The sequence below is a fragment of the Brevundimonas sp. NPDC055311 genome, from assembly GCF_053645695.1.
This window is the reverse complement of record NZ_JBSHMV010000001.1, coordinates 1100062-1122353: the sequence shown is the minus strand read 5'-3', so window position 1 is coordinate 1122353 and position 22292 is coordinate 1100062. Positions and strand designations below refer to the sequence as shown.

Here is a 22292-nt window from a genome sequence, read left to right as displayed (position 1 = left end):
CCTTCTCTGCCGTCATCCTCGGGCTTGACCCGAGGATCCAAGTTGGAGGCGCGTTCTTCCTTGCCGACGTCACGCAGGCGGATGGCTGGATCCTCGGGTCAAGCCCGAGGATGACGGCGACTATAGGGTGATGGCGGCGCCTAGGCGGGGCACGAAAAAGCCCCCGGCGATCGCACGGCGGGGGCTTTCTGGTTCAGGACTGGGCCTGATCTCAGTTGTAGCTCTGGATCGGGCGGACATCCATCTCGCCGTGGCGGACGGCGGCGATGCCTTGCGCGGCGGCCAGCGAGCCGGACGCCGTGGTGTAGTAGGGGATCTTCATCATCAGCGCCGTGCGGCGGATCGAGAAGCTGTCGGCCAGGGCCTGCTTGCCGTCCGTGGTGTTGAAGACCAGCTGGACCTCGCCGTTCTTCATGGCGTCGACGATGTTGGGACGGCCTTCCAGCACCTTCTTGACCAGGCCGACGTCCAGGCCCTGTTCCGTCAGGTAGCTATGGGTGCCGCCGGTGGCGATGACCGAGAAGCCCTGCGCCAGCAGCGTCTTCACCGCCTCGACGATGAAGGGCTTGTCGGCGTCGCGCACCGAGACGAAGGCCGTGCCCTCGGTCGGAAGGATGGTGCCGCCGCCGGTCTGGGACTTGGCGAAGGCGCGGGCGAAGGCGGGGGCCAGATCGGCCTCGCCGTCACGCTTCCAATCCAGACCCATGACCTCGCCGGTCGAGCGCATTTCCGGGCCCAGGATGGTGTCGACCCCGGCGAAGCGGGCGAAGGGGAAGACGGCTTCCTTGACCGCGATGTGGTCCAGTTCCTTGTCGACTAGACCGAAGGAAGACAGCGGAACCCCGGCCATGACCTTGGCGGCGATGGCGGCGACCGGCTGGCCGATGGTCTTGGCGACGAAGGGCGCGGTGCGGCTGGCGCGCGGGTTCACTTCCAGCACGAAGATGCGCGGGTTGTCGCTGTGCGGCTCCTCGATGGCGAACTGCACGTTCATCAGGCCGCGCACCTTCAGGGCCTTGGCCATGGCGGTGGTCTGGCGCTTCAGCTCGGCCACGGTTTCGGGGCGCAGGGAGAAGGGCGGCATAGAGCAGGCGCTGTCGCCCGAGTGGACGCCGGCTTCCTCGATATGCTCCAGCACGCCGGCGACGAAGACGGTCTCGTCGTCGCACAGGGCGTCGACGTCCACCTCGGTGGCGCGGTTCAGATAGTGGTCGATCAGGACGGGATCGTCGCCCGAGACGCGCATGGCCTCGCCGACGTAGCGGTCCAGACCCTCGCGGTCGTGGACGATCATCATGCCGCGGCCGCCCAGGACGTAGGACGGGCGCAGGACGACCGGATAGCCGACCTCCTCGGCCTTGATGGCGGCTTCCTCGGCCGAGCGGGCCAGGGCGTTGGGCGGCTGTTGCAGGCCGATGGCCTGAAGCATCTGCTGGAAGCGCTCGCGGTCCTCGGCCAGGTCGATGCTGTCGACGCTGGTGCCCAGGATCGGCACGCCGTCTTCCTGAAGCGCATGGGCCAGCTTCAGCGGGGTCTGGCCGCCGAACTGGACGACCACGCCGATCAGTTCGCCCTTGGAGCGTTCGACGTCGATCAGCTCCAGCACGTCTTCGGCCGTCAGCGGCTCGAAATACAGGCGGTCGGAGGTGTCGTAGTCGGTCGAGACGGTCTCGGGGTTGCAGTTGACCATGATGCTCTCGACGCCGATGTCGTCGAAGGCGAAGGCCGCGTGGCAGCAGCAGTAGTCGAACTCGATGCCCTGACCGATGCGGTTCGGACCGCCGCCGAGGATGACGGCCTTCTTGCGGTCCGACACCTCGGCCTCGCAGGCCGGGATCTGACCCAGGGCGCCGGTCTCATAGGTCGAATACATATAGGCGGTGGCGGAAGCGAACTCGGCGGCGCAGGTGTCGATGCGCTTGAACACCGGGCGCACGTCCAGGGCGCGACGGGCCTTGCGGACCTCGCCCTCGGTCTTGCCGGTCAGGGCGCCCAGGCGGGCGTCGGAGAAGCCCTTGGCCTTCAGCTTGCGGAAGTCGGTCGCGTCCGTGGGCAGGCCCTGAACGCGGACGTGGCCTTCGGTGCGGATCAGGTCGGCGATCTGGCGCAGGAACCACGGCTCATAGGCGCAGGCGGCCTGAACCTCTTCCACCGTCAGGCCGTGGCGGAAGGCCTGGGCGATGACGCGGATGCGGTCCGGCGTCGGCAGGCCCAGGGCGCGGATGACGGCGGCCTTGATCGCGGCGTCGTCTTCGGCCCCGGTCACGCCGTCGATCTCGATGTCGTCAAAGCCGTTCAGGCCTGTTTCCAGACCGCGCAGGGCCTTCTGCATCGATTCCTGGAAGGTGCGGCCGATGGCCATGACCTCGCCGACCGACTTCATCGCCGTGGTCAGCGACGGCTCGGAGCCCGGATATTTCTCGAAGGCGAAGCGCGGAATCTTGGTGACGACGTAGTCGATGGCCGGCTCGAAGCTGGCCGGTGTGACCATGGTGATGTCGTTCTTCAGCTCGTCCAGCGTATAGCCGACGGCCAGCTTGGCGGCGATCTTGGCGATCGGGAAGCCGGTGGCCTTGGACGCCAGCGCCGAGGAGCGCGACACGCGCGGGTTCATCTCGATGACGACCAGACGGCCGTCCTTGGGGTTGACCGCGAACTGGACGTTCGAGCCGCCCGTCTCGACCCCGATCTCGCGCAGCACGGCGATCGAGGCCGCGCGCATCATCTGGTATTCCTTGTCCGTCAGCGTCATGGCCGGGGCGACGGTGATGCTGTCGCCGGTGTGGACGCCCATCGGGTCGATGTTCTCGATCGAGCAGATGATGATGCAGTTGTCCGCGTGATCGCGGACGACCTCCATCTCATATTCCTTCCAGCCCAGCACCGACTCTTCGATCAGCACTTCGGTGGTCGGCGACAGGTCGAGGCCCCGCTCCACGATCTCGTGGAATTCCTCGACGTTGTAGGCGATGCCGCCGCCGGTGCCGGCGAGCGTGAACGACGGACGGATGATGGCGGGCAGGCCCACGAAGGCCAGGGCTTCGTCGGCTTCCTCGATGTGGTGGATGGCGCGCGAGCGGGGCGATTCCAGGCCCAGCTTGTCCATCGCGTCGCGGAACTTCTGACGGTCCTCGGCCTTGTCGATGACCTCGGCCTTGGCGCCGATCATCTCGACGCCGTGACGGGCCAGGGCGCCCGAGGCGTTCAGGGCCAGGGCGGTGTTCAGGGCCGTCTGGCCGCCCATGGTGGGCAGCAGGGCGTCCGGCTTCTCCTTGGCGATGATCTTCTCGACCATCTCGGGCGTGATCGGCTCGATATAGGTGGCGTCGGCCACCTCCGGGTCGGTCATGATGGTGGCGGGGTTCGAGTTGACCAGGATGACCCGGTAGCCCTCGGCCTTCAGCGCCTTGCAGGCCTGAACGCCCGAATAGTCGAACTCGCACGCCTGGCCGATGACGATCGGACCGGCGCCGATGATCAGGATGGACTTGATGTCTGTGCGCTTGGGCATCGGCGTCTACTCAGTTCGTCACGACCGCGCACTCCCAGCCGTCGTAGTCGAGCTGGAAGGCCGCGGCCCAGGTTTGCATCATGGCCGACACAGGCGAAAACGACGCCTCGTCGACCGGCATGGTTGTCTCCAGGACGGTCATGTCGCCCTGGCCCCGCGTCAGGAAGCCCGCACGGCGGGCCACCTCGCACAGGTCGCCGTGCGCCTCTTCCTCGCCGTAGAAGTAGAACAGCGTATGGCGCGGGGTGATCCCGCTGTCGCCCTGCTCTGCGAGCGCGGCGCGCACCATGGCGTCCTTTTCTTCATGATTGGTCAGGGCGGCGGTCTCCACGCGCGCAGACGGACGGGCGCGAGCGTGCTCGCGGCCGATCCGTTCGGGTTGTCGGTTAAGCGGCCCGTTTAGAGAGGGAGGGGCCGGGGGGCAAGGGCTTATCCGGCCTTACCGCTCAAGAAAAAGGGGCGGCCCGTAAGGACCGCCCCCGCAGAGTTTCGAACCCTGTCCGTTCTTAGAAGGGACGGAAGTTCAGGCCGACGAAGAAGCGGCGGCCGTAGGGGTCGAAGTTGGAGTAGATGGTGGTGCCCAGGATGTCGCGTTGTTCCGCGTCAAACAGGTTCACCACGCCGGCGCGCAGCGTCAGGTCGTCACGGACGTTGTAACGCACCGTGAGGTCGTGACGCACGAAGTTGCCGGTGTTCATCTGGTCGACCAGACGCGAGTCCGCGTTGTTCACGAAGTCGCGGGCGCGGACGATGTTCGTGGCGGACTGCCAGTCGGCGGTCCAGTTCACGTTCCAGATGTCGTTCGGACGCCACGACAGCGACGAGGCCATGCGGACGCGCGGATAGGCGTTGGTGCCGCTCAGGCCGATGCTGGCCGCCAGTTCGGTGTAGTCGGACGGATCCGACTCGTTCAGGAACTGCTTCTGCTCGATCAGCCACGAGCCCTGCAGACGCCAGTCGAAGGCGCCCCAGTTCTTGCCCCAATCCGCGGTGTCCCACGAATAGTTGGCGCCGAAGTCGAGGCCGCGGGTTTCCAGGGCCGCGTAGTTGAACGAACGCTCGATGAAGCCGCCGATCGGGTCGCCCGAGGGAGCGCCGATGCCGAACTCGATGTCCGGGTTGTTCCGGAAGATGGAGTTACAGGCGTCCATGTTCAGTTCGGCGCCGTTGACGCAGTTTTCAGCGATTCTGGCGGCCGAAACCGCAGCGATGACCTTGTCGATGCGGATCTCGTAGTAGTCCAGCGACAGGGTCAGGCCCGGAACGTAGCTCGGCTGATAGACGGTCGAGAAGGTGAAGGATTCCGACTCTTCCGGCTCCAGGTTGGGGTTGCCGCCCGAAACGCCGGCGATGCCCGAGGTGTAGTTCGGGTTGAAGTCGTCGGTGTTGGTGGCGGTGTCGCCGGCGAAGTCGAAGGTCAGGCCCTGCTGCGCGGCGAGCGCCGTACAGTTCTTGACGCGGTTGGCCTTGATCTGCTGGTCGTCGAGACCGGCGATGCTGGTCGTAGCGCACGGGTCGGTGAAGGCGTTAGCGAACGTCTGGCCATACGGCGAGAAGTTCTCGCCCAGGTTCGGAACGCGAACCGAGGTGTTGAAGCTGGTCTTGAAGGTCAGATCGCGGATCGGACGGTAGACCAGGTTCACGCCGTAGACGTCGACGTTGCCGACGGTCGAATAGTCGGCCCAGCGGTAGGAGCCGCTCAGCTCGGCGTATTCGCCCAGGATGGAGTCGCGGAACAGCGGCACCGACAGTTCGGTGAACAGTTCCTTGGACTCATAGCTGACTTCCGGGAAGTCGGCGCCCGTGTTCAGGAACAGCAGGCGGTCGCCCGCCGTGGTGCTGCGGCCGACAGCCGAGGTGGTTTCCTTGCGCCATTCGCCGCCGAAGGCGAAGCCCAGGTTGCCGGCGCCCCAGAAGTCCCACAGCTCGGTTGAGAACGAGCCGAGGAGCTGGTGCTGCTCGTTCATTTCCTCGACGCGGACGAAGGCGTCGACGTACTCCAGGGCCTCGGCGGACTGGTTGCCTTCGCCGAAGATGTTCAGCGGCGTGCACTGGGCGATGGCGTTGCGGCCGTACTCGGTGTCACGCAGATCGCCGCCACGGACGCGGTCGGCGATCGTGGCGTCGCCGCGGGCGTTCATGAGCGTCGAACGACAAACGATCGCGCCGGGCGTTCCCAGGATGCCCGTTGCATCGACCACAGCGTCAGCCGCCAGGGCCATGCGCTGCACGTCCACGCCGCGCTCGATGTTCTCGATCTCGATCTTGCCGTAGGTGTAACCCAGGTCCCAGGACAGGGACTTGGCGAAACCGACCGGGCCGTGGTCGCCGTTGAAGCCGACGACGTAACGCTGCAGGTCGCGGGTGTTCCGCTGCGAGCGTTGCGGGCCGAAGAAGCTGTGACGCGCGATCGGCAGGGCCACGGAGTCAATCAGCTCGCCCGCGTTCTCGGCGGTCGGCGGCGCGTAGACGTCGATGCGGTTGTTGGCGATGGCGTCCTTCATCGACTGCGGCAGGAAGGCGTTGTCCGCCCAGCGCAGATCAAAGGCCGACGTCGCCCAGATCGAGTTGGTTTGGCCGGCGCCGTAGGAGCTGTTGTCCAGGTCGATGTCGAAGAACGTCGGCTGGCCGCGCATGAAGGTTTCCTCGGTGATGTACTTGGCCGAGGCGTGGAAGTTGATCGAGTCGGTGACCTTGAAGTTCGTTCCGACCTGATAGCGCTGCGATTCCGAGGCCGGAACGCGGCTGAAGCCCGAGACTTCGCCGATCGGCATGCCGTCGCCGCCGATGTTGTAGGGGCGGTTGATGCCGACGTTGCCGACGCGCTGGCCGAAGTTGGCTTCACGGGCCACGCCGCCGTCGTAGACGAAGGTCTTGCCCGGCATGATGCCGTAGCAGTTGGCCGCATAGGTGAAGTCGCCGTCGGAGAAGCAGTTCTGGTACGGGACGTTGGGGTTGGTCAGGTCGCTGGGACGCTGCAGGTTGGCCAGGGTGGTCTGACCCCAGGGCAGAATGTCCAGGCGGTTCAGGCCGTAGAAGACCTGAGCGTCGAGGCGGCCGTCATAAGGGTTGTTCGTCGGATCGGCGTCGATGGCCAGACGGGCCGGACCGCGACGGATCCAGTCGATGTCCATCGAATCGACGTTGTCGATCTTCTCGTACTCGGCGTGAGCATAGACGTTCAGACGGTCGTCGAAGAAGTTCTTGCCGATCAGGCCCGAGATGCGGCGGGTAGCTTCACCGTTGTCGTTGATCTGGCCGTAGTTGGCGTCGATCTCCAGGCCTTCGAAATCCTTCTTGAGGATGAAGTTCAGCACGCCCGAGACGGCGTCGGCGCCGTAGACCGACGAGGCGCCGCCGGTGATGATTTCGATGTTCTGGATCAGCAGACGCGGAATGGCGTCGACGTCGACCGACAGTTCACCGCCCGACGAACCGATGTGGCGACGGCCGTCGACCAGGGTCAGGGTGCGGTTGGCGCCCAGCGAGCGCAGGTTGGCCAGCGACAGGCCGCCCGTGTTCAGGCTGGAGCCGGTGGTGTCGGACGGAACGGTCGAGTTCTGCAGGGCCGGGATGGTGGCCAGATAGTCGATGACGCTGGTCTGGCCGGTCGACAGGATCTCTTCCTGCGAGACCTGGATGATCGGGGTCGGGGCGTTGGCGGCGCTGCGGCGGATACGCGAGCCGGTGACGACGATCTCGCCGACTTCGGTGGCCTGCGCGTCAGAGGCCGGCTGATCGACCTGGGCGCTGGCGGCGCTGGCGGCGGCGGCGACGACGCCGGCCAGCACGGTGCTGGCGAGGAGGGAGGAGCGATTAAAACGCATGCGAATGAGCCTTACAAAACGTCACGGTATAGACCATGGAGCGCCACAGGATTGCCTCATCGGACGCGGGTCAAGTTGGATCGACGGCAAGGTGAATATGACGAGACGGTAATGTGTCGTTGTTGCAAATTTGGGACAAATTGTGCCCAATTAAGGCCGAATAACGTCGAGTTATTGCGGTAATTTTGAAGAACTATGTTCGATTTATTCCGTGTGATCGGCGAGCCAATTCGGCACCTCGTCAAAGCGGCTGAGGGTGACGTAGCGGGGGTGGCCTTCGGGGGCGTCGGCCAGTTCGTGAGCCCAGGTAAGGTGGTAGGGAATGTGCACGCCCCAGGCGCCGGCGGCGATGGCGGGGAGGACATCCGACCGCATGGAATTGCCGATCATGGCCGCGTGGTCCGGCGTCACGCCCTGGCGCGCGAAAACCCGTTCATAGGTCGAACGATCCTTTTCCGACACGATCTCGACGGCTGAAAAGTGTTCGCCGAGGCGTGAGGCGGCCAGCTTGCGCTCCTGGTCCATCAGGTCGCCCTTCGTGATCAGAATAAGGCGGTATCGCGTCGACAGATCGGCGACCGTCTCGGCCACGCCGGGCAGGGTCTCGACGGGATGGACCAGCATCTCGCGCCCGGCGGCCAGGATCTCGCGCACGATGTGGGGCGGGGCCGAGCCGTCGCACAGCTCCATCGCCGTCTCGAGCATCGACAGGGTGAAACCCTTCACGCCGTAGCCGTAGAGCCGCAGGTTGCGCCGCTCGACCTGCGCCAGGCGGTCCAACATCACCGGCTCTTCGGCATGGTCGGCCAGGAGTTCGGCGAACCGCTTATGGCTCAGGCGGAAGATGGTCTCATTGTGCCAGAGGGTGTCGTCGGCATCGAGGCCGACCGTGGTGACGGGCATGGGCGAACTCCAGAATTTCGGCGGGGGATTAGCACGCCTGCGCCGACCGCTCATCCCGGCGAAGGGCGGAGCCGCAATCTTCATGGCGACGGCTGCGACATTTCGGTCTATGCGGCGGGCATGAGCCAAGTCGACATCCTGCCTGAACCCTCGCACCGCATCGGCTGGGGTCTGGCCGCCCTGGTGGTGGCGGGGAACATGATCGGATCGGGCGTCTATCTGCTGCCCGCCACCCTGGCGCCGACCGGCAGCTCGAGCGTCATCGGCTGGATCGTCTGCGGCGTCGGGGCGGTGACCCTGGCCCTGGTGTTCGGAGGGCTGGGGCGGATGCAGCCGGAGGCCGACGGCCTGTCGGACTTCGCCCGGCGCGGTCTGGGGCGGTTTCTGGGCTATCAGACGGGGCTGGCCTATTGGGCGGCCTGCCTGACCGGCAACGTCGCCGTGGCGGTGGCGGGAACCGGCTATCTGGCCTTCTTCTTTCCGGCGCTGAAGGAGCCGATGTGGGGGGCGCTCAGCAATCTGGCGCTGATCTGGCTGACGACGGCGGCCTATGCGGCGGGGTCGAAGACGGCGGCGCGGTTCGGGGCGATCACCCTGGTGCTGGGGCTGATCCCGATCGGTCTGGCCATCATCGCCGGCGTCATCGCCTTCAGCGGCGAGACCTTCGTCGCCTCGTGGAGCCCGGCGGGCGAGCCGCTGATGAAGACGGTTCCGGCGTCGCTGGCCGTCATCTTCTGGGCCTTCCTGGGGGTTGAGAGCGCCGCCGCCCTGTCCAGCCAGGTGAAGAACCCGGCGACCGACGTGGGCCGCGCCTCGCTGGGCGGGGTTCTGCTGGCCTTCGTCGTCTATGTGGCGGCCAGCGTGGCGGTGTTCGGCGTCATTCCGGCCGACGTCCTGGCCCATTCGACCAGCCCCTACGCCGATCTGGTGGCGCGGGTGATGGGGGCCTCGGTGGCCGGTCTGGTGGCGGCCTGCGCCGTCATCAAGGCGACCGGCACCATCGCGGGCTGGACCATGATGGGCGGCGAGACGGCCCGCGCCTCGGCTGAAGCCGGATGGTTGCCGCGCTGGTTCGGCGGGGCGCAGAAGGGCAGGACGCCCCTGTCCAATCCCCTGATCAACGGCGTCATCATGAGCGCCATGGTGATCGCCAGCGCCCAGCCGACCTTGGGCCAGCAGTTCGGCGTGCTGATCGGGGTGACCTCCGTGTTGACCCTGTGCCTTTACGCCCTGTGTTCGGTGACGCTGTGGAAGCTGACGACCAGGCCGGGCTGGCGTCTGCTGGCCGTCGGTGGGGCGGTGTTCTCGGCCTTTGCGGTCGCGGCGGCGGCGGGCGGCTACATCTGGCCCAGCGTCGGCTTCTTCGCCGTGACCAGCCTGGCCTGGCTGTGGGTTCGCAAGCGACAGGGACGCGTGCAGGGGGCATAGTCGAAGGCCTGTGTTGACACGCCCCCTTCATCTCTTTAGCGACGCCGCCGTTTGTCCGCCCGTATTCACTGCTAGGAGCCCTGCGCCATGACGACTCACATCCTGTCCGGCGCCACCGGCGTCCTCGTGCTCGCAGATGGAACGGTCCTGTCGGGGATCGGCGTCGGCGCGACCGGCTCGGCCGTCGGCGAGGTGGTCTTCAACACCGCCATGACGGGCTATCAGGAAATCCTGACCGACCCTTCGTACATGAGCCAGATCCTGGCCTTCACCTTCCCGCACATCGGCAACGTCGGCGTGAACCTGGAGGACGTCGAACAGATCGGCGAGGCGCCCGAGCGCGCGGCGCGCGGCGTCATCCTGCGCGACGTGCCGACCGATCCGGCCAACTGGCGCGCCACGGGCGGGCTGGACGCCTGGATGACGTCGCGCGGCGTCATCGGCCTGGCCGGCGTGGACACCCGCGCCTTGACCCAGCTGATCCGCGAAAAGGGCGCCCCGCACGCCGTCATCGCCCATGACCCCGACGGCAAGTTCGACCTGGAGGCCCTGACGGCCCAGGCGCGCGACTGGAAGGGTCTGGTCGGCCTGGATCTGGCCAAGGACGCCTCGACCACCCAGGCCTTCGAATGGACCGAGGGCGCCTGGGAATGGCCGACGGGCTACGCCAAGCCCGAGGCCGGCGACAAGTCGGTGGTGGTCGTCGACTACGGCGTGAAGCGCAACATCCTGCGCGCCCTGGCTTCGACCGGGGTGAAGATCACCGTGGTGCCCGCCTCGACTACGGCGGAGGACATCCTGGCGCGCGATCCCGACGGCGTGGTGCTGTCGAACGGCCCGGGCGATCCGGCCGCGACCGGCGAATACGCCGTGCCCGAGATCAGGAAGCTGCTGGACAGCGGCAAGCCGCTGATGGGCATCTGCCTGGGCCACCAGATGCTGGCCATCGCCCTGGGCGCCAAGACGCTGAAGATGGAGCAGGGCCACCACGGCGCCAACCATCCGGTCAAGGACCTGACCACGGGCAAGGTCGAGATCGTGTCGATGAACCACGAGTTCTCGGTCGACGGCGCCAGCCTGCCCGAGGCGGTGGTTGAAACGCATGTGTCGCTTTTCGATGGTACGAATTGCGGCGTTGCGCTGAAGGACCGTCCGGTGTTCAGCGTTCAGCATCACCCGGAGGCCTCGTCGGGCCCGACCGACAGCCTCTATCTGTTCAAGCGTTTCGTGGATTCCATGAGGGCGTAAATGGCTTCACCGGCGGCGAAGTCGGCCTACCTGGGCTGGGTCGCCGCCGCGATCGCGGGCGAGAGGGGGGCCTCTCCGACCTTTGCGGCGGGCGAGCATGATCTGATCCTGGGCTACGCCACCGGCTATGAAGCCGCCGATGTGGCGGTCTTCGTGCGCTCCCTGCGCGCCGTCTACGCCGGGCCCGTCGTGCTGGTGACGGATCAGGAGCCGGAATTGCTGGCCTTCCTGGCGGCGCATGGGGTGGAGTCGGCGCCGCCGCGGTCTCTGTGCAACGGGGTCTGGCGGCCGCATCCGGTGATGCAGCGGTTCGCCGCCTTCGACGCCCTGATGAGCGAGCGGCCCTGGGCGCGCAGCGTCCTGCTGACGGACGTGCGCGACGTGGTCTTCCAGGCGCCGCCGTTCGACCCGCCGCCCCGGAAGCCCGAGTTCTTCGTCGAGTACGACGGCGGGCTGAAGGGCCACGCCTTCAACATGAAATATCTGCGCGGCGTCGGCGGCGAGGACGTGGCGCGCGCCCTGGCGGACAAGCCGTGCGTCTGCGTCGGCACCGTGATGGGGCCGCGCGCGTGCATGATCCGCTTCTGCCGCACCCTGCTGATGCTGGCGGCCATTCCACGCTCAGAGATCGGCGGAGCCTTCGGGGCGGACCAGGCGGCCTGCAACATCGCCCTGCACCTGGGCCTGGTCGAGGGCGAGGCGGCGGCCAACTACGGCCGGATCGCCACCGTCGGCCTGACGCCGGGCGAGGCCCTGTCGTTGGCGGACGGGCGGATCGTGAACCCGGACGGCGGGATCAGTCCGATCGTGCACCAGTACGACCGCCACCCGGCCCTGATGGCCGCCATGCACGAACGCTGGGGCCAGGGTTTCGAGGCGCGCGAACGACGGCGCGGCAAGAGCCTGTCCGAGCGCGGGCGCAAGCTGAAGGAATCCCTGGCGCGGCGCCTGCCCGAATTGCGCTGAGCCTTCACTGCGCTGACCTGCTCAGGGCAGGGGCGCGGCCTGGGCGCGACGGAGTTGGGTCGCCTTGCCGACGGCGACGGCGGCCGCGTGCAGCCAGTAGTCGGCGTCTTCGCGGCGGTTCTCCTGACGCCGCCGCCAGCCGCGTCGCCGCCTCAGAGCGGCGTTGGCCAGCAGGCGGGCGTGAAGCGCGCGCGGCTTGAGCAGGGGGACAGCAGGAGAGCCGGGGACGGCGTCGGGGCCTTGGGGCTCCACCGCCGGGCGGGCGATGGCGATGAACATGAGAAAACCCATCTGCGGACGGCGTCGGTCACGGTCTGCGGCGGCGCTGTCGGGAACGGCCTCTGTTTCTCAGAGACGCGAGAAGAATCCACAGGTGCTGTGGACAGTTCCGCTGTTATACGAAAAATATTGTTCGTAATCAGATGGTTGTGGCCGCAATGCGGTCAATATGGTTAATGAATTCCTAATCAACCGGCGGGGCGATGACCACGGTGGGCGGCGTCTGCGCTCCGTGTCGGCGGCGGCTCTGGCGCGGCTCGGACGGATCAACGCGCCGCTCGAAGGCGCGGCCGGCCAAGGCTTCGGCCTCGCCGGTCTGGAAGAGGGCGGTCATATGGGCCTGGGTGAAGTCCAGGGTGTTGGCCTCGGCGTGGTCGGGGATGGCGGCCACCGACAGCGTCAGATCATAGCGCCGGGCGAACTGGGTGATGGCGGTCAGGTCCGAGCGTTGCAGGGCCTTCATCATGGTGTCGAAGCTGCGGGCGGCGATGCTGATGGCCGAGATGCGCGAGACCTCGAAGCGCGGGTCCCACTTGCCGTTGACCACGATCCAGATGCGGGCGTCGCCCAGGGGGCGGGCGTTCGGGGCTTCCAGCAGCAGGGCCTGGGGCACGACCAGGAAGCTGGAGACCGTGCCGCCGTCGACGTGCAGCTCCTGGATGCGGCGGCCCTCGTATTCGACGTCCAGAAGGACGGGCGGGAAGGCGCCGGGGATGCTGGCCGAGGCGATCAGCACATTGACGAACAACAGGCGCGAGGCCGCGTCGTCGCGCTGGGCGATGGCGCCCATGTCCCAGACGACCTGGGTCTGGGTGTCCAGACTGGTGGTCGAGACGTAGAGGCGGCGGCCCTTGCGGTGCTCCTCGGCGATGGCGGCCAGCAGCTCGGGCGAGATGTTGTTCAGCACCAGATTGGTCAGGGGCTCGGGCTTGAACACGCCCGGCAGCGTCAGGGCCAGCAGGCCGCGCGACTTCAGCAGGTCGTCGGTCTGGCCGCTGGTATAGGCATGCTCCAGCGCCGGGTCGAACCGCGGGCCGGCGAAGACGAAGGGGGCGATCAGGGCGCCGGTGGAGACGCCGGTCACCACCTCGAACTGGGGTCGGTCGCCGGCCTGGCTCCAGCCGACCATGACGCCCGCGCCATAGGCGCCGTTGGCCCCGCCGCCGGACAGGGCCAGGATGTCGAACGTGCCGTCCGCCGTGGCGTTCTGGGCGTTGACCGTCTCGCGCACGAAGCGGTCGCGGGCCTCGGGGGTCAGGAAGTCATAACGCCAGGGCGGGCTGGCGGCGGCCAGGTCGGCGGCGTCGAAGACGGGGCGCGGAATCGTCTGGCAGGCGCCGAGCGCCAGCAGGGCGACGGGCAGCAGCATCAGGACGAGAAGACGAAGGCGGCGCATGGTCGCTGGGCTCCGGCGAGGCTGAGGGTGTTAAAGCCCACTCGGGCGACGGAAGGAAGTCGGCGTTGTCCCCGGACTTATCCCCAGCGGCGTATTTGGACGGGCGCCGTCCCGGCCGGGGGAGGGACGGGGCTGGCTTTCGCCCGCCATCGGACGGCATAGGTCAGGCGTGCGATTTGACGAACGGTTCATCGAGGAGCTGAAGGCCCGCCTTCGGCCGTCCGACATCATCGGGCGGACGGTGAAGCTCAAGCGTCAGGGCCGCGAGTTCGTCGGCCTGAGCCCCTTCTCGAAGGAGAAGTCGCCCAGCTTCTTCGTCAACGACGACAAGGGCTTCTTTCACGACTTCAGCTCGGGCAAGCACGGCGACGTCATCACCTTCCTGCAGGAGACGGAGCGGCTCAGCTTCGTCGAGGCGGTCAGCCGCCTGGCCGGCGAGGCGGGGATGCAGCTTCCCGCCGAGGACCCCCAGGCCGCCGAACGCGAGCAGAAGCGTCAGGGCCTGGCCGACTGGATGGACCTGGCCCAGAAGTGGTTCGCCGCCAATCTGCGCCGCAACGTCGGCAAGGCGGCGCGCGAATACCTGGAGAAGCGCGGCCTGCCCGAGGACCAGTGGGAGCGCTTCGGCCTCGGCTATGCGCCCAACGACCGCGAGGGGCTGAAGCAGGCGCTGGTCCAGCGCGGGGCGCGGCCGGGCGATCTGGTCGAGGCCGGGCTGCTGATCGCGCCCGAGAGCGGGGGGCAGCCCTACGACCGCTTCCGCGATCGGCTGATGTTCCCGATCCTGGACGCGCGCGGGCGCATCGTCAGTTTCGGCGGGCGGGCGATGAACCCGGACGACCGGGCCAAGTATCTGAACGGGCCGGAGACCTCGCTGTTTCACAAGGGGGCGACCCTCTACGGCCTGCCCGAGGCGCGCCGCATCCTGGGGGCCGAGAGCCGGGGCGAGCAGGGCATCATCGTCGTCGAAGGCTATATGGACGTCATCGCCTGCCACCGGGCCGGGCTGCCTGCGGTCGCGCCGATGGGCACGGCCCTGACCGAGGAGCAGATGGCGGTGCTGTGGCGCGTCTCGTCCGAGCCGGTGCTGAGTTTCGACGGGGACGCGGCGGGCCTGCGCGCCGCCTATCGCTCGATCGAGCGGGCGCTGCCGCTGCTGAAGCCGGGCAAGTCGTTCCGCTTCGCCCTGCTGGAGGGGGGGCAGGACCCCGACGACATCCTGCGGGACAAGGGGGCGCCGGCCCTGCGTCAGGTCATGGCGGCGACGCGGCCCTTCGCCGAGGTGCTGTTCCGCCGCGAGGTCGAGGCCGAACCGCTGGACACGCCCGAGCGCAAGGCGGGGCTGAAGGGGCGGCTGCGCCAAGCGGCCAATGCGGTGCAGGACAAGGATCTGGCCGAACAGTACCGCCGCGACCTGTTCGACCGGTTCGACGCCCTGTTCCCGCGCCAGCCGCAGAGGCCGCAACAGCCGGGCGGTCGGCCGGGGCCGGGCGGGCGCTGGCGCGGGCCGCCGCCGCTGCAGGGGCAGACGGTCGAGGGCGCCCAGGCCATGCAGGCCCTGTTCCGATCGGTCGAGCCGATCGCCGCCGCCCTGGCGCACGGGGCGCTGGACGACCCGGAGCGGCTGGACGACCACATGGAGGCGGTGGCGCGCTACGGTTTCGGCGATCCGGCCCTGGACGGGCTGGCGCAGGAGATGGTGCGGCTGCGTTTCTCGGGCCGAACCCTTGACTCCGCCGCCCTGCGCCGCCATCTGGCCCAATCGGGTCATGACGCCATGTTGCGCGAGGTCGAGAAGGCGGCGGCGAAGTCCGGCGCGCCATTCCTGGCTACAGACAAGCCCCTCGGCGAGGCGAGGACCCGGTGGTCGCAGGCGTTCGACGCTCTGACCCGCGCAGCGGCGTTGGACGAGGCGCTCGCGTCGGCGAAGTCGGAGGCCCACAAGGCTTTCGATAACTCGGCTTTCGCTCTGGTGAAGGCCGAGCGCGATGCTTTGCGGCGGGCCATCAAGACCGGAACGATTTGGGAAGACTCGACTTCTTCGTAACCAACGAAGTCGTCGGGCGTTGTATTTTCGCCGCAGGGGCCTGATCACCCCCCGCCGGCCGTGGAGACAGACTGAATGAGCGCGCAGACCGAGACGCAGGACGCCGAAACCAACACCGACGGGCCCCTGCTCGATCTCACCGACGCCGGGGTGAAGAAATTCATCCGCCAGGCGAAGACGCGCGGCTATGTGACGATGGAGGAGCTGAACAAGGTCCTGCCGTCCGAGGAAGTCACGCCCGACCAGATCGAAGACATCCTGGCCATGCTGTCGGAGATGGGCGTCAACGTCGTCGAAGCCGAAGAGGACGCCGCCGAGGCGACCGGCACCGACGTGGCCGCCGCCGCCGAGACCTCGGTCGCCGAGACGCCCGCCAAGTCCGCCTATGACCGCACCGACGACCCCGTGCGGATGTATCTGCGCGAAATGGGCACGGTCGAGCTGCTGAGCCGCGAGGGCGAGATCGCCATCGCCAAGCGCATCGAGGCCGGCCGCGACGCCATGATCTCGGGCCTGTGCGAAAGCGCCCTGACGTTCGAGGCCATCATGGTGTGGCGCGACGAACTGGCCAACAACCGCATCCTGCTGCGCGAAGTGATCGATCTGGACGCCACCTACGGCATCCTGAACCCCTCGTCCCTGCCGCATAACCAGCCCGCCCCGGCCCAGCCGACCGGCGAGCCGGACGGCGACGGCGAAGAGGACGACGACGAGGACTTCGACGACGGCGGCGCCATGTCGATCTCGGCGCTGGAAGCCGAGCTGCGCGACGGCGTCATGGAGGTGCTGGACGCGATCGCCTCGGACTTCGGCGAGTTCCGCAAGCTGCAGGACAAGCTCGTCGAGGCGCGCCTGAAGGGCGAGGTCCTGACCGCCAAGGACCAGAAGACCTATGAGGCCCTGTCGACGGCGATCTCGGACCGCCTGAAGACGATGAAGCTGAACAACGCCCGGATCGAGGCGCTGGTCGACCAGCTCTACGCCATCAACAAGCGTCTGATCGGTCAGGAAGGCCGGCTGTTGCGCCTGGCCGACGGCTACGGCATCTCGCGGCCCGAATTCCTCAAGGCCTATTTCGGCTCGGAGATGGACCCGACCTGGGCCGAACGCGTCAAGGAGATGGGCGTCCGCTGGACCAAGTTCAGCGAGAACGAGGCGACCCAGATCGCCGACATCCGCGCCCACATCGCCGCCGTCGCCACCGAGGCGGGCGTGCCGATCGACGACTATCGCCGCATCGTCCAGATGGTGCAGAAGGGCGAGCGCGAGGCCCGTCAGGCCAAGAAGGAAATGGTCGAGGCCAACCTGCGCCTGGTCATCTCCATCGCCAAGAAATACACCAACCGCGGCCTGCAGTTCCTGGACCTGATCCAGGAAGGCAACATCGGCCTGATGAAGGCGGTCGACAAGTTCGAGTACCGTCGCGGCTACAAGTTCTCGACCTACGCCACCTGGTGGATCCGTCAGGCGATCACCCGCTCGATCGCCGATCAGGCGCGCACCATCCGCATCCCGGTGCACATGATCGAGACGATCAACAAGATCGTCCGCACCCAGCGCCAGATGCTGCACGAGATCGGCCGCGAGGCGACCCCGGAAGAACTGGCCGAACGCCTGGCCATGCCGCTGGAGAAGGTCCGCAAGGTGCTGAAGATCGCCAAGGAGCCGATCAGCCTCGAGACCCCCATCGGCGACGAGGAAGACAGCCACCTGGGCGACTTCATCGAGGACAAGAACGCCGTCCTGCCGATCGACGCCGCCATCCAGAGCAATCTTCGTGAAACAACGACGCGAGTGCTCGCGTCGTTGACCCCGCGCGAGGAACGCGTGCTGCGGATGCGTTTCGGCATCGGCATGAACACCGACCACACCCTGGAAGAGGTCGGCCAGCAGTTCTCGGTCACGCGCGAACGCATCCGTCAGATCGAGGCCAAGGCCCTGCGCAAGCTGAAGCACCCGTCGCGGTCGCGGAAGCTGCGGAGCTTCCTGGACAGCTGATCGATCTGATCGTCCGAAGATTTGCGCCGGCGGGGTTTCGATCTCGCCGGCGTTTTTCGTTCTGGGGCGCTGCGTCTGGGGCGCTGCGACGGGACTTCAGGGGATGATCAGCGAGGCGTCCGTCTTCACACGGTCCAGGGCGATCAGGGAGCGGAAGCGGTTGATGCTGTCGTTCTCTTCGAACAGCCGCTTCGTCAGCGCCTCATAGGCCGCCATGTCGGTGGTGACGACGATCAGGATGAAGCTGGTGCCGCCGGTGACATAGTAGCACTGCTGCACCTCGGGTTCGGCCAGGAAGCGGGCCTTGGCGTTCTGGACCGTCTCGGCCCGCTCGTCCTGCAGATAGACCTCGACGATGGAGGTGATGGTCAGGGGGATCGACTTCGGGTCCACCAGGGCGACGTTGCGGCGGATGACGCCGCTGGCCTCCATGGCCGCGATCCGTCGTTGAACGGCGGCGGCGGACAGATTGACGGCTTCGGCGATGGCGCGTTGCGGCGTCCGCGCGTCGCGCTGGACGATGCGCAGGATCGCGCGATCAAAGCTGTCCAGCGAGCGTTGTGGAGAAGCGGGTCGTGCGGCCATCAGCGGTCTTTTTTGCGCGAGTTTTTGTTGCGTTTGGGCCTGTGATCGAGAGGAAACGCCCCGTCCGCCCCTTGGTATAGCTCGCCGCCAAGCCAAGCGGGAACTGGAAATGACGGCGCAAATCATCGGGCAGGGTCGAAACAACGGGACGGCGCTCGGCGTCGCTTGCGGCATCGGCGCGGGCGCGCTGTGGGGGCTGGTCTTCCTGGCGCCCGAGCTGGCGCGGGACTTCAATCCCCTGCAGCTGACGGTGGGACGCTACCTCGCCTATGGCCTGATCGCCTGGGCGTTGCTGGCGCCGCGGTGGAAGGCGGTGACGGCGCGGATCGGACGGCGCGACTGGCTGAACCTGTTCTGGCTCGCCCTTACCGGCAACACTCTCTACTACATCCTGCTGTCGGGGGCCGTGCAGACGGGCGGCATCGCCATGACCTCCCTGGTCATCGGCTTCCTGCCGGTGGCGGTGACCATCATCGGCAGCCGCGACCACGGCGCCGTGCCGCTGAAGCAGCTGCATCTGCCCTTGCTGCTCTGCGCCGCCGGGGCGGTCTGCATCGGCTGGCAGGCCCTGGCGGCGCCGGCCGAGACCTCGCCCATGACGCGATTTATCGGCTTCGCCTGCGCGGTCGGCGCCCTGGCCTCATGGACCTTTTTCGCGGTTCAGAACGCACGGCGGCTTCGCCAACTGGAGGCGGTGTCCGCCCACGACTGGAATCTGCTGACCGGCGTCGTCACCGGGGCGCAAAGCCTGTTGCTTCTGCCGGTCGCCCTGTTGACCGCTTCGGGCGCGCAGCATGAAGCGGCGGACTGGATGAGGCTGGCGGGGGTCTCGGTCGGCGTGGCCGTGCTGGCCTCGATCGTCGGCAACAACCTGTGGAACCGGATGAGTCGGCTGCTGCCGCTGACCCTGGTCGGCCAGATGATCCTGTTCGAGACCCTGTTCGCCCTGATCTACGGCTTTGGTTGGGAGCGACGCCTGCCGACGGCGATGGAGGCGCTGGCCTTCGTTCTGGTGGCGCTCAGCGTCGCTGCCTGCCTGCGCGCCCACAAGGCGAAACCGGGCGTCGCGCATGGCGGCGCATAGGCGCAGACGCCGGGGCCGGTGCGCGACCGACCCCGGCGGTTTGTCAGCTGCGCTCGTCGAAGATGGTCTCGAAGCCGCCCCACATCATGCGCTTGCCGTCGAAGGGCATGTCCATGTTCGCCATGGCGGGGTCGTCCTGCATCTTGGCCCAGGCGTCGTCGGCGGTCTTCTTGTCGGGCCAGATCAGCCAGGAGAAGACGACGACCTCGCCGTCCTCCAGCTTCACCGCCATGGGAAAGCTGGTGACCTTGCCGTCGGGCACGTCGACGCCCCAGGTCTCGACATGGGCCAGGGCGCCGTAGCCCTTGAACAGCGGCCAGGCGACGCGAGCGGACTCGACGTAGCGGTCCTTGTTCTCGGCCTTCACGGGAGTCAGGAAGCCTGTGACGTAGCTCATCGTGGTTCTCCTTTGATTGACCCCTTTTGCTCGCCGCGGGGCGGCTTGCTGTTTGAGGGGCAGGGGCGGATGGTCGGGGCGGGCGGGGTCGGCGTCTTGGTCGAAAGCGACAGATCGGACGGCTTAGCCTTGCGGCCTACCCGATCCTGTCAGCAGCGGCCTCGATGGCGGCGATGTCGATCTTGTGCATCGTCATCATGGCCTCGAAGGCGGCCTTGGCGCGGGCGGGGTTGGGATCGTCGTAGAAGGCCATCAGGCGGCGCGGCGTGATCTGCCAGTTCACGCCCCAGCGGTCCTTGCACCAGCCGCAGGCGCTTTCGGCCCCGCCGTTACCGACGATGGCGTCCCACAGGCGGTCGGTCTCGGCCTGGTCGTCGGTCATGATCATGAACGACACGGCCTCGGTCTGGGGGAAGATCGGGCCGCCGTTCAGCCCGACGTAGCGCTGTCCGGCGAGGGTGAACTCGACCACCAGTTCGGACCCGGCCGGGCTGGACGGATTGTCGGCGAGGCTGGCGACGACGCGGTCGATGCGGCTGTCGGGCAGGCCGAGCGAGACGTAGAACTCGGCCGCCTTCTTCGCCTGGCCGAGGTCGTACCAGATACAGGGAATGATCTTGTCGCTCATGACGCGCTCTCCTGCGGGGTGAGGTTCTCGGCGACCTGGGCCAACTGGTCGGCGGCGGCGCCCCAGCCGGGCTCGAAGCCCATGTCGCGGTGGGCCAGCATGGCCTTCTCGTCCCAGTGGCGGGCGCGGGCGGTGTAGCGCGTGCCGTCGCCCTCGGGCTCGAAGGTGTCGATGCGGACGAAGTTCATGTCGCCCGCCTGCGGGACCCAGCCCTCGACGAGGGCGCTGGTGGTGACCAGGCGGCGCTCCGGCTCCACCTCCAGCACCGCGCCGCGATACTCATGCCGCTCGCCCTCGGGCGACTGCATGACTATGTCGGCGCGGCCGCCGGGGCGCAGGTCGTAGTCGACCGAGACCGTCGTCCACGGCCGGGGGGTGAACCATTCGGTCCCGTGTCGGGTCCAGGCCCGCCACACCGTCTCGGGCGGGGCCTTTATGAAGCGGCTGACGCTGAGTTCGTAGAGGTCGCTCATGACTCAGCCCCCGCCGACCTGAGAGGCGAAGGCTTCCGGCCCCTGGGCGGCGGCTTCCGGGTCCATCCACATGATCTCCCAGATGTGGCCGTCGGGGTCGGCGTAGCTGCGGCCGTACATGAAGCCGTAGTCCTGTTTGGCGCTGGGGTCGGCCTGGCCGCCGCCCTTGGCCGCGCGATCGACGACGGCGTCGACGCCTTCCTTGCTGTCCTCTGACACGCAGATCAGCACCTGGGCCGTCTTGTGGGCGTCGGGGATGGCGCGGTCGGTGAAGGTGGCCCACTTCTCATGCGTCAGCAGCATGGCGTGGATGGTGTCGGAAAAGACCATGCAGGCCGCCGTCTCGTCCGAGAACATCGGGTTCTTCTTCGCCCCCACCGCCTCATAGAAGGCGACGGAGCGCGCCAGGTCGGCGACGGGCAGGTTGATGAAGATCAGTTTGGGCATCGGCGGTGGTCCTCCCTTGCGCGGCCCTCCCTCCCTGGACGGCCTGCTCTATGATGTTGGTCGTTCTGCGCCTTGATGTTATGTTAGTCAACCATGAAGTTAGAAAAAGTAACCACTAAGTCCGAATCCCGATCCCGGCGCTATCACGACGCGTGCGGCGCGGCGCACGGGCTGGACCTGGTGGGCGAGCGTTGGGCCTTGCTGGTCATCAGAGAACTCATGATGGGGCCGCGCCGTTTCAGCGACCTGCGAAAAGACCTGTGCGGCCTGTCGGCCAATGTGCTGACTCAACGCCTGGAGGGGCTGGAGGCTTCGGGCGTCGTCCGCCGCCGCAAGCTGCCGCCGCCCGCCTCGGTCCAGGTCTATGAGTTGACCGACTGGGGCTATGAGATCGAGCCGGTGTTCATGGTGCTGGGCCGCTGGGCAGCGCGCTCGCCCCAGCACGACCCGACGCTGCCGATCAGCGCCGTCTCCATCATGCTGTCGTTCAAGACCATGTTCGATCCCGCGCGGACCGGGGGCGCCGCCATGCGGCTGGGCTTCGCCGTGGGCGAGGATCGGATGGTCGTCAGCGTGGCCGACGGCGTCATCGACGCCGTGCGCGGCGAGATCGAGGCCTGCGACGTCGTGGTGCGCGCCCCGGCCCAGGCGGTCGCGGCCGCCGTTTACGGCAAGGTCCCGCTGGAGGCGCTGGAAGGCGAGGGGGCCATGACGATCGAGGGCGATCGGCCGGTGTTCGAGCGGTTCGTCGACTTCTTCCACCTGCCGGACAAGGCGGGATAGAGGCCTAGACCAGAATATCCAGCAAGGTTCCCGTCATCTCATCCGCCGCACGAGCCACGGCGGCGTTGGCCGAGAACTCGCTCTTGGCGCGGATCTGCTCGACCACCTCGACAGCGTAGTCGTCCACCCGGCCCGTGGTGACGCGGCGGGCGCTGTCCTCCAGCCGGGCCGAGGCGGCCTGCGTCCCGGCGGCGGTGCTGAGCGGCGAGATCATGGATGATCCTCGACGGACGGAGGTCTGAGACCGGCCAGTATCGCCCCTGCGTGGTCAACGCCCGATCAACGGACGTGG

19 protein-coding genes are annotated in these 22292 nt (G+C 67.4%); 7 read left to right on the top strand and 12 right to left on the bottom strand.

Going from position 1 to position 22292, the window contains the following annotated elements; translation table 11 throughout:
* Positions 1-211: 211 nt before the first annotated feature.
* The 4 genes from carB to ACWIDZ_RS05410 all read right to left on the bottom strand — a co-directional run bounded on the left by carB (position 212) and on the right by ACWIDZ_RS05410 (position 8241).
* Positions 212-3511: a carbamoyl-phosphate synthase large subunit gene (gene carB / locus ACWIDZ_RS05425; protein WP_453989082.1), complete on the bottom strand. Its 3300-nt coding sequence runs from the start codon at positions 3509-3511 to the stop codon at positions 212-214.
* 10 nt (positions 3512-3521) lie between these two features.
* On the bottom strand, positions 3522-3842 hold the full coding sequence (locus tag ACWIDZ_RS05420) for a ribonuclease E inhibitor RraB (protein WP_453989081.1): 321 nt from the start codon (positions 3840-3842) through the stop codon (positions 3522-3524).
* A 175-nt stretch (positions 3843-4017) separates the two neighbouring features.
* Positions 4018-7338 carry a TonB-dependent receptor gene (locus ACWIDZ_RS05415; RefSeq protein ID WP_343828517.1) on the bottom strand — a complete coding sequence of 1107 codons (3321 nt, stop codon included), beginning with the start codon at positions 7336-7338 and terminating at the stop codon, positions 4018-4020.
* A 204-nt stretch (positions 7339-7542) separates the two neighbouring features.
* The gene (locus tag ACWIDZ_RS05410; protein WP_453989080.1) at positions 7543-8241 is read right to left on the bottom strand and encodes an HAD family hydrolase; all 699 of its coding nucleotides are present in this window, start codon (positions 8239-8241) and stop codon (positions 7543-7545) included.
* Positions 8242-8361: 120 nt separating this feature from the next.
* Between ACWIDZ_RS05410 and ACWIDZ_RS05405 the strand changes: the two genes are divergently transcribed.
* The 3 genes from ACWIDZ_RS05405 (at position 8362) to ACWIDZ_RS05395 (ending at position 11883) form a co-directional block, all read left to right on the top strand.
* On the top strand, positions 8362-9669 hold the full coding sequence (locus ACWIDZ_RS05405; RefSeq protein ID WP_453989079.1) for an amino acid permease: 1308 nt from the start codon (positions 8362-8364) through the stop codon (positions 9667-9669).
* 87 nt (positions 9670-9756) lie between these two features.
* Positions 9757-10917 (top strand): glutamine-hydrolyzing carbamoyl-phosphate synthase small subunit, encoded by a 1161-nt coding sequence (gene carA, locus ACWIDZ_RS05400; RefSeq protein WP_453989077.1) that lies wholly within the window; start codon positions 9757-9759, stop codon positions 10915-10917.
* Entirely contained in the window at positions 10918-11883 is a 966-nt protein-coding gene (locus tag ACWIDZ_RS05395) for a hypothetical protein (protein WP_453989075.1), read from the top strand. It abuts the gene before it with no gap.
* Between the two features lie 21 nt (positions 11884-11904).
* Here ACWIDZ_RS05395 and ACWIDZ_RS05390 read toward each other — a convergent pair whose 3' ends face one another.
* Complete coding sequence (locus ACWIDZ_RS05390) at positions 11905-12162, bottom strand: hypothetical protein (RefSeq protein ID WP_453989074.1); 258 nt, start codon at positions 12160-12162, stop codon at positions 11905-11907.
* 184 nt (positions 12163-12346) lie between these two features.
* Positions 12347-13558 carry a patatin-like phospholipase family protein gene (locus tag ACWIDZ_RS05385; RefSeq protein WP_338577972.1) on the bottom strand — a complete coding sequence of 404 codons (1212 nt, stop codon included), beginning with the start codon at positions 13556-13558 and terminating at the stop codon, positions 12347-12349.
* Between the two features lie 169 nt (positions 13559-13727).
* On the opposite strand from ACWIDZ_RS05385, the gene dnaG reads away from it, so the two are divergent.
* Together dnaG and rpoD are read left to right on the top strand one after the other, a co-directional pair.
* On the top strand, positions 13728-15605 hold the full coding sequence (dnaG, locus tag ACWIDZ_RS05380) for a DNA primase (RefSeq protein ID WP_453989073.1): 1878 nt from the start codon (positions 13728-13730) through the stop codon (positions 15603-15605).
* Positions 15606-15680: 75 nt separating this feature from the next.
* Entirely contained in the window at positions 15681-17603 is a 1923-nt protein-coding gene (rpoD, locus tag ACWIDZ_RS05375) for an RNA polymerase sigma factor RpoD (protein WP_291779354.1), read from the top strand.
* Positions 17604-17699: 96 nt separating this feature from the next.
* Here the strand turns inward: rpoD and ACWIDZ_RS05370 are convergent, their stop codons facing one another.
* Positions 17700-18188 carry an Lrp/AsnC family transcriptional regulator gene (locus ACWIDZ_RS05370; protein ID WP_312219289.1) on the bottom strand — a complete coding sequence of 163 codons (489 nt, stop codon included), beginning with the start codon at positions 18186-18188 and terminating at the stop codon, positions 17700-17702.
* A gap of 109 nt (positions 18189-18297) precedes the next feature.
* Between ACWIDZ_RS05370 and ACWIDZ_RS05365 the strand changes: the two genes are divergently transcribed.
* Positions 18298-19272 (top strand): DMT family transporter, encoded by a 975-nt coding sequence (locus ACWIDZ_RS05365; RefSeq protein WP_453989072.1) that lies wholly within the window; start codon positions 18298-18300, stop codon positions 19270-19272.
* A 43-nt stretch (positions 19273-19315) separates the two neighbouring features.
* Here ACWIDZ_RS05365 and ACWIDZ_RS05360 read toward each other — a convergent pair whose 3' ends face one another.
* The 4 genes from ACWIDZ_RS05360 to ACWIDZ_RS05345 all read right to left on the bottom strand — a co-directional run bounded on the left by ACWIDZ_RS05360 (position 19316) and on the right by ACWIDZ_RS05345 (position 21217).
* Positions 19316-19669, bottom strand: a complete 354-nt coding sequence (locus ACWIDZ_RS05360; protein WP_291779362.1) for a DUF1428 domain-containing protein — start codon at positions 19667-19669, stop codon at positions 19316-19318.
* A gap of 136 nt (positions 19670-19805) precedes the next feature.
* On the bottom strand, positions 19806-20297 hold the full coding sequence (locus ACWIDZ_RS05355) for a VOC family protein (RefSeq protein WP_453989071.1): 492 nt from the start codon (positions 20295-20297) through the stop codon (positions 19806-19808).
* Positions 20294-20770 (bottom strand): SRPBCC family protein, encoded by a 477-nt coding sequence (locus ACWIDZ_RS05350; protein WP_453989070.1) that lies wholly within the window; start codon positions 20768-20770, stop codon positions 20294-20296. The genes ACWIDZ_RS05355 and ACWIDZ_RS05350 overlap by 4 nt, the downstream gene beginning before the upstream one ends.
* A 3-nt stretch (positions 20771-20773) precedes the next feature.
* A complete protein-coding gene (locus ACWIDZ_RS05345) occupies positions 20774-21217 on the bottom strand; it encodes a VOC family protein (protein ID WP_346484861.1) in 444 nt (147 codons plus the stop codon).
* A gap of 93 nt (positions 21218-21310) precedes the next feature.
* Here ACWIDZ_RS05345 and ACWIDZ_RS05340 point away from each other — a divergent pair, with 93 nt between their 5' ends.
* Positions 21311-22000, top strand: a complete 690-nt coding sequence (locus tag ACWIDZ_RS05340; protein ID WP_453989069.1) for a winged helix-turn-helix transcriptional regulator — start codon at positions 21311-21313, stop codon at positions 21998-22000.
* Positions 22001-22004: 4 nt separating this feature from the next.
* Here ACWIDZ_RS05340 and ACWIDZ_RS05335 read toward each other — a convergent pair whose 3' ends face one another.
* Positions 22005-22214: a flagellar hook protein FlgE gene (locus ACWIDZ_RS05335; protein WP_453989068.1), complete on the bottom strand. Its 210-nt coding sequence runs from the start codon at positions 22212-22214 to the stop codon at positions 22005-22007.
* Between the last annotated feature and the right edge of the window lie 78 nt (positions 22215-22292).

Coding starts and splice junctions, on each gene's coding strand:
- ACWIDZ_RS05395 (WP_453989075.1), top strand. CDS start 10,918: ATGGCTTCACCGGCGGCGAAGTCGGCCTACCTGGGCTGGGTCGCCGCC.
- carA (WP_453989077.1), top strand. CDS start 9,757: ATGACGACTCACATCCTGTCCGGCGCCACCGGCGTCCTCGTGCTCGCA.
- ACWIDZ_RS05385 (WP_338577972.1), bottom strand. CDS start 13,558: ATGCGCCGCCTTCGTCTTCTCGTCCTGATGCTGCTGCCCGTCGCCCTG.
- ACWIDZ_RS05350 (WP_453989070.1), bottom strand. CDS start 20,770: ATGAGCGACCTCTACGAACTCAGCGTCAGCCGCTTCATAAAGGCCCCG.
- ACWIDZ_RS05415 (WP_343828517.1), bottom strand. CDS start 7,338: ATGCGTTTTAATCGCTCCTCCCTCCTCGCCAGCACCGTGCTGGCCGGC.
- carB (WP_453989082.1), bottom strand. CDS start 3,511: ATGCCCAAGCGCACAGACATCAAGTCCATCCTGATCATCGGCGCCGGT.
- ACWIDZ_RS05360 (WP_291779362.1), bottom strand. CDS start 19,669: ATGAGCTACGTCACAGGCTTCCTGACTCCCGTGAAGGCCGAGAACAAG.
- ACWIDZ_RS05405 (WP_453989079.1), top strand. CDS start 8,362: ATGAGCCAAGTCGACATCCTGCCTGAACCCTCGCACCGCATCGGCTGG.
- ACWIDZ_RS05410 (WP_453989080.1), bottom strand. CDS start 8,241: ATGCCCGTCACCACGGTCGGCCTCGATGCCGACGACACCCTCTGGCAC.
- ACWIDZ_RS05370 (WP_312219289.1), bottom strand. CDS start 18,188: ATGGCCGCACGACCCGCTTCTCCACAACGCTCGCTGGACAGCTTTGAT.
- ACWIDZ_RS05355 (WP_453989071.1), bottom strand. CDS start 20,297: ATGAGCGACAAGATCATTCCCTGTATCTGGTACGACCTCGGCCAGGCG.
- rpoD (WP_291779354.1), top strand. CDS start 15,681: ATGAGCGCGCAGACCGAGACGCAGGACGCCGAAACCAACACCGACGGG.
- ACWIDZ_RS05345 (WP_346484861.1), bottom strand. CDS start 21,217: ATGCCCAAACTGATCTTCATCAACCTGCCCGTCGCCGACCTGGCGCGC.
- ACWIDZ_RS05340 (WP_453989069.1), top strand. CDS start 21,311: ATGAAGTTAGAAAAAGTAACCACTAAGTCCGAATCCCGATCCCGGCGC.
- ACWIDZ_RS05390 (WP_453989074.1), bottom strand. CDS start 12,162: ATGTTCATCGCCATCGCCCGCCCGGCGGTGGAGCCCCAAGGCCCCGAC.
- ACWIDZ_RS05365 (WP_453989072.1), top strand. CDS start 18,298: ATGACGGCGCAAATCATCGGGCAGGGTCGAAACAACGGGACGGCGCTC.
- ACWIDZ_RS05335 (WP_453989068.1), bottom strand. CDS start 22,214: ATGATCTCGCCGCTCAGCACCGCCGCCGGGACGCAGGCCGCCTCGGCC.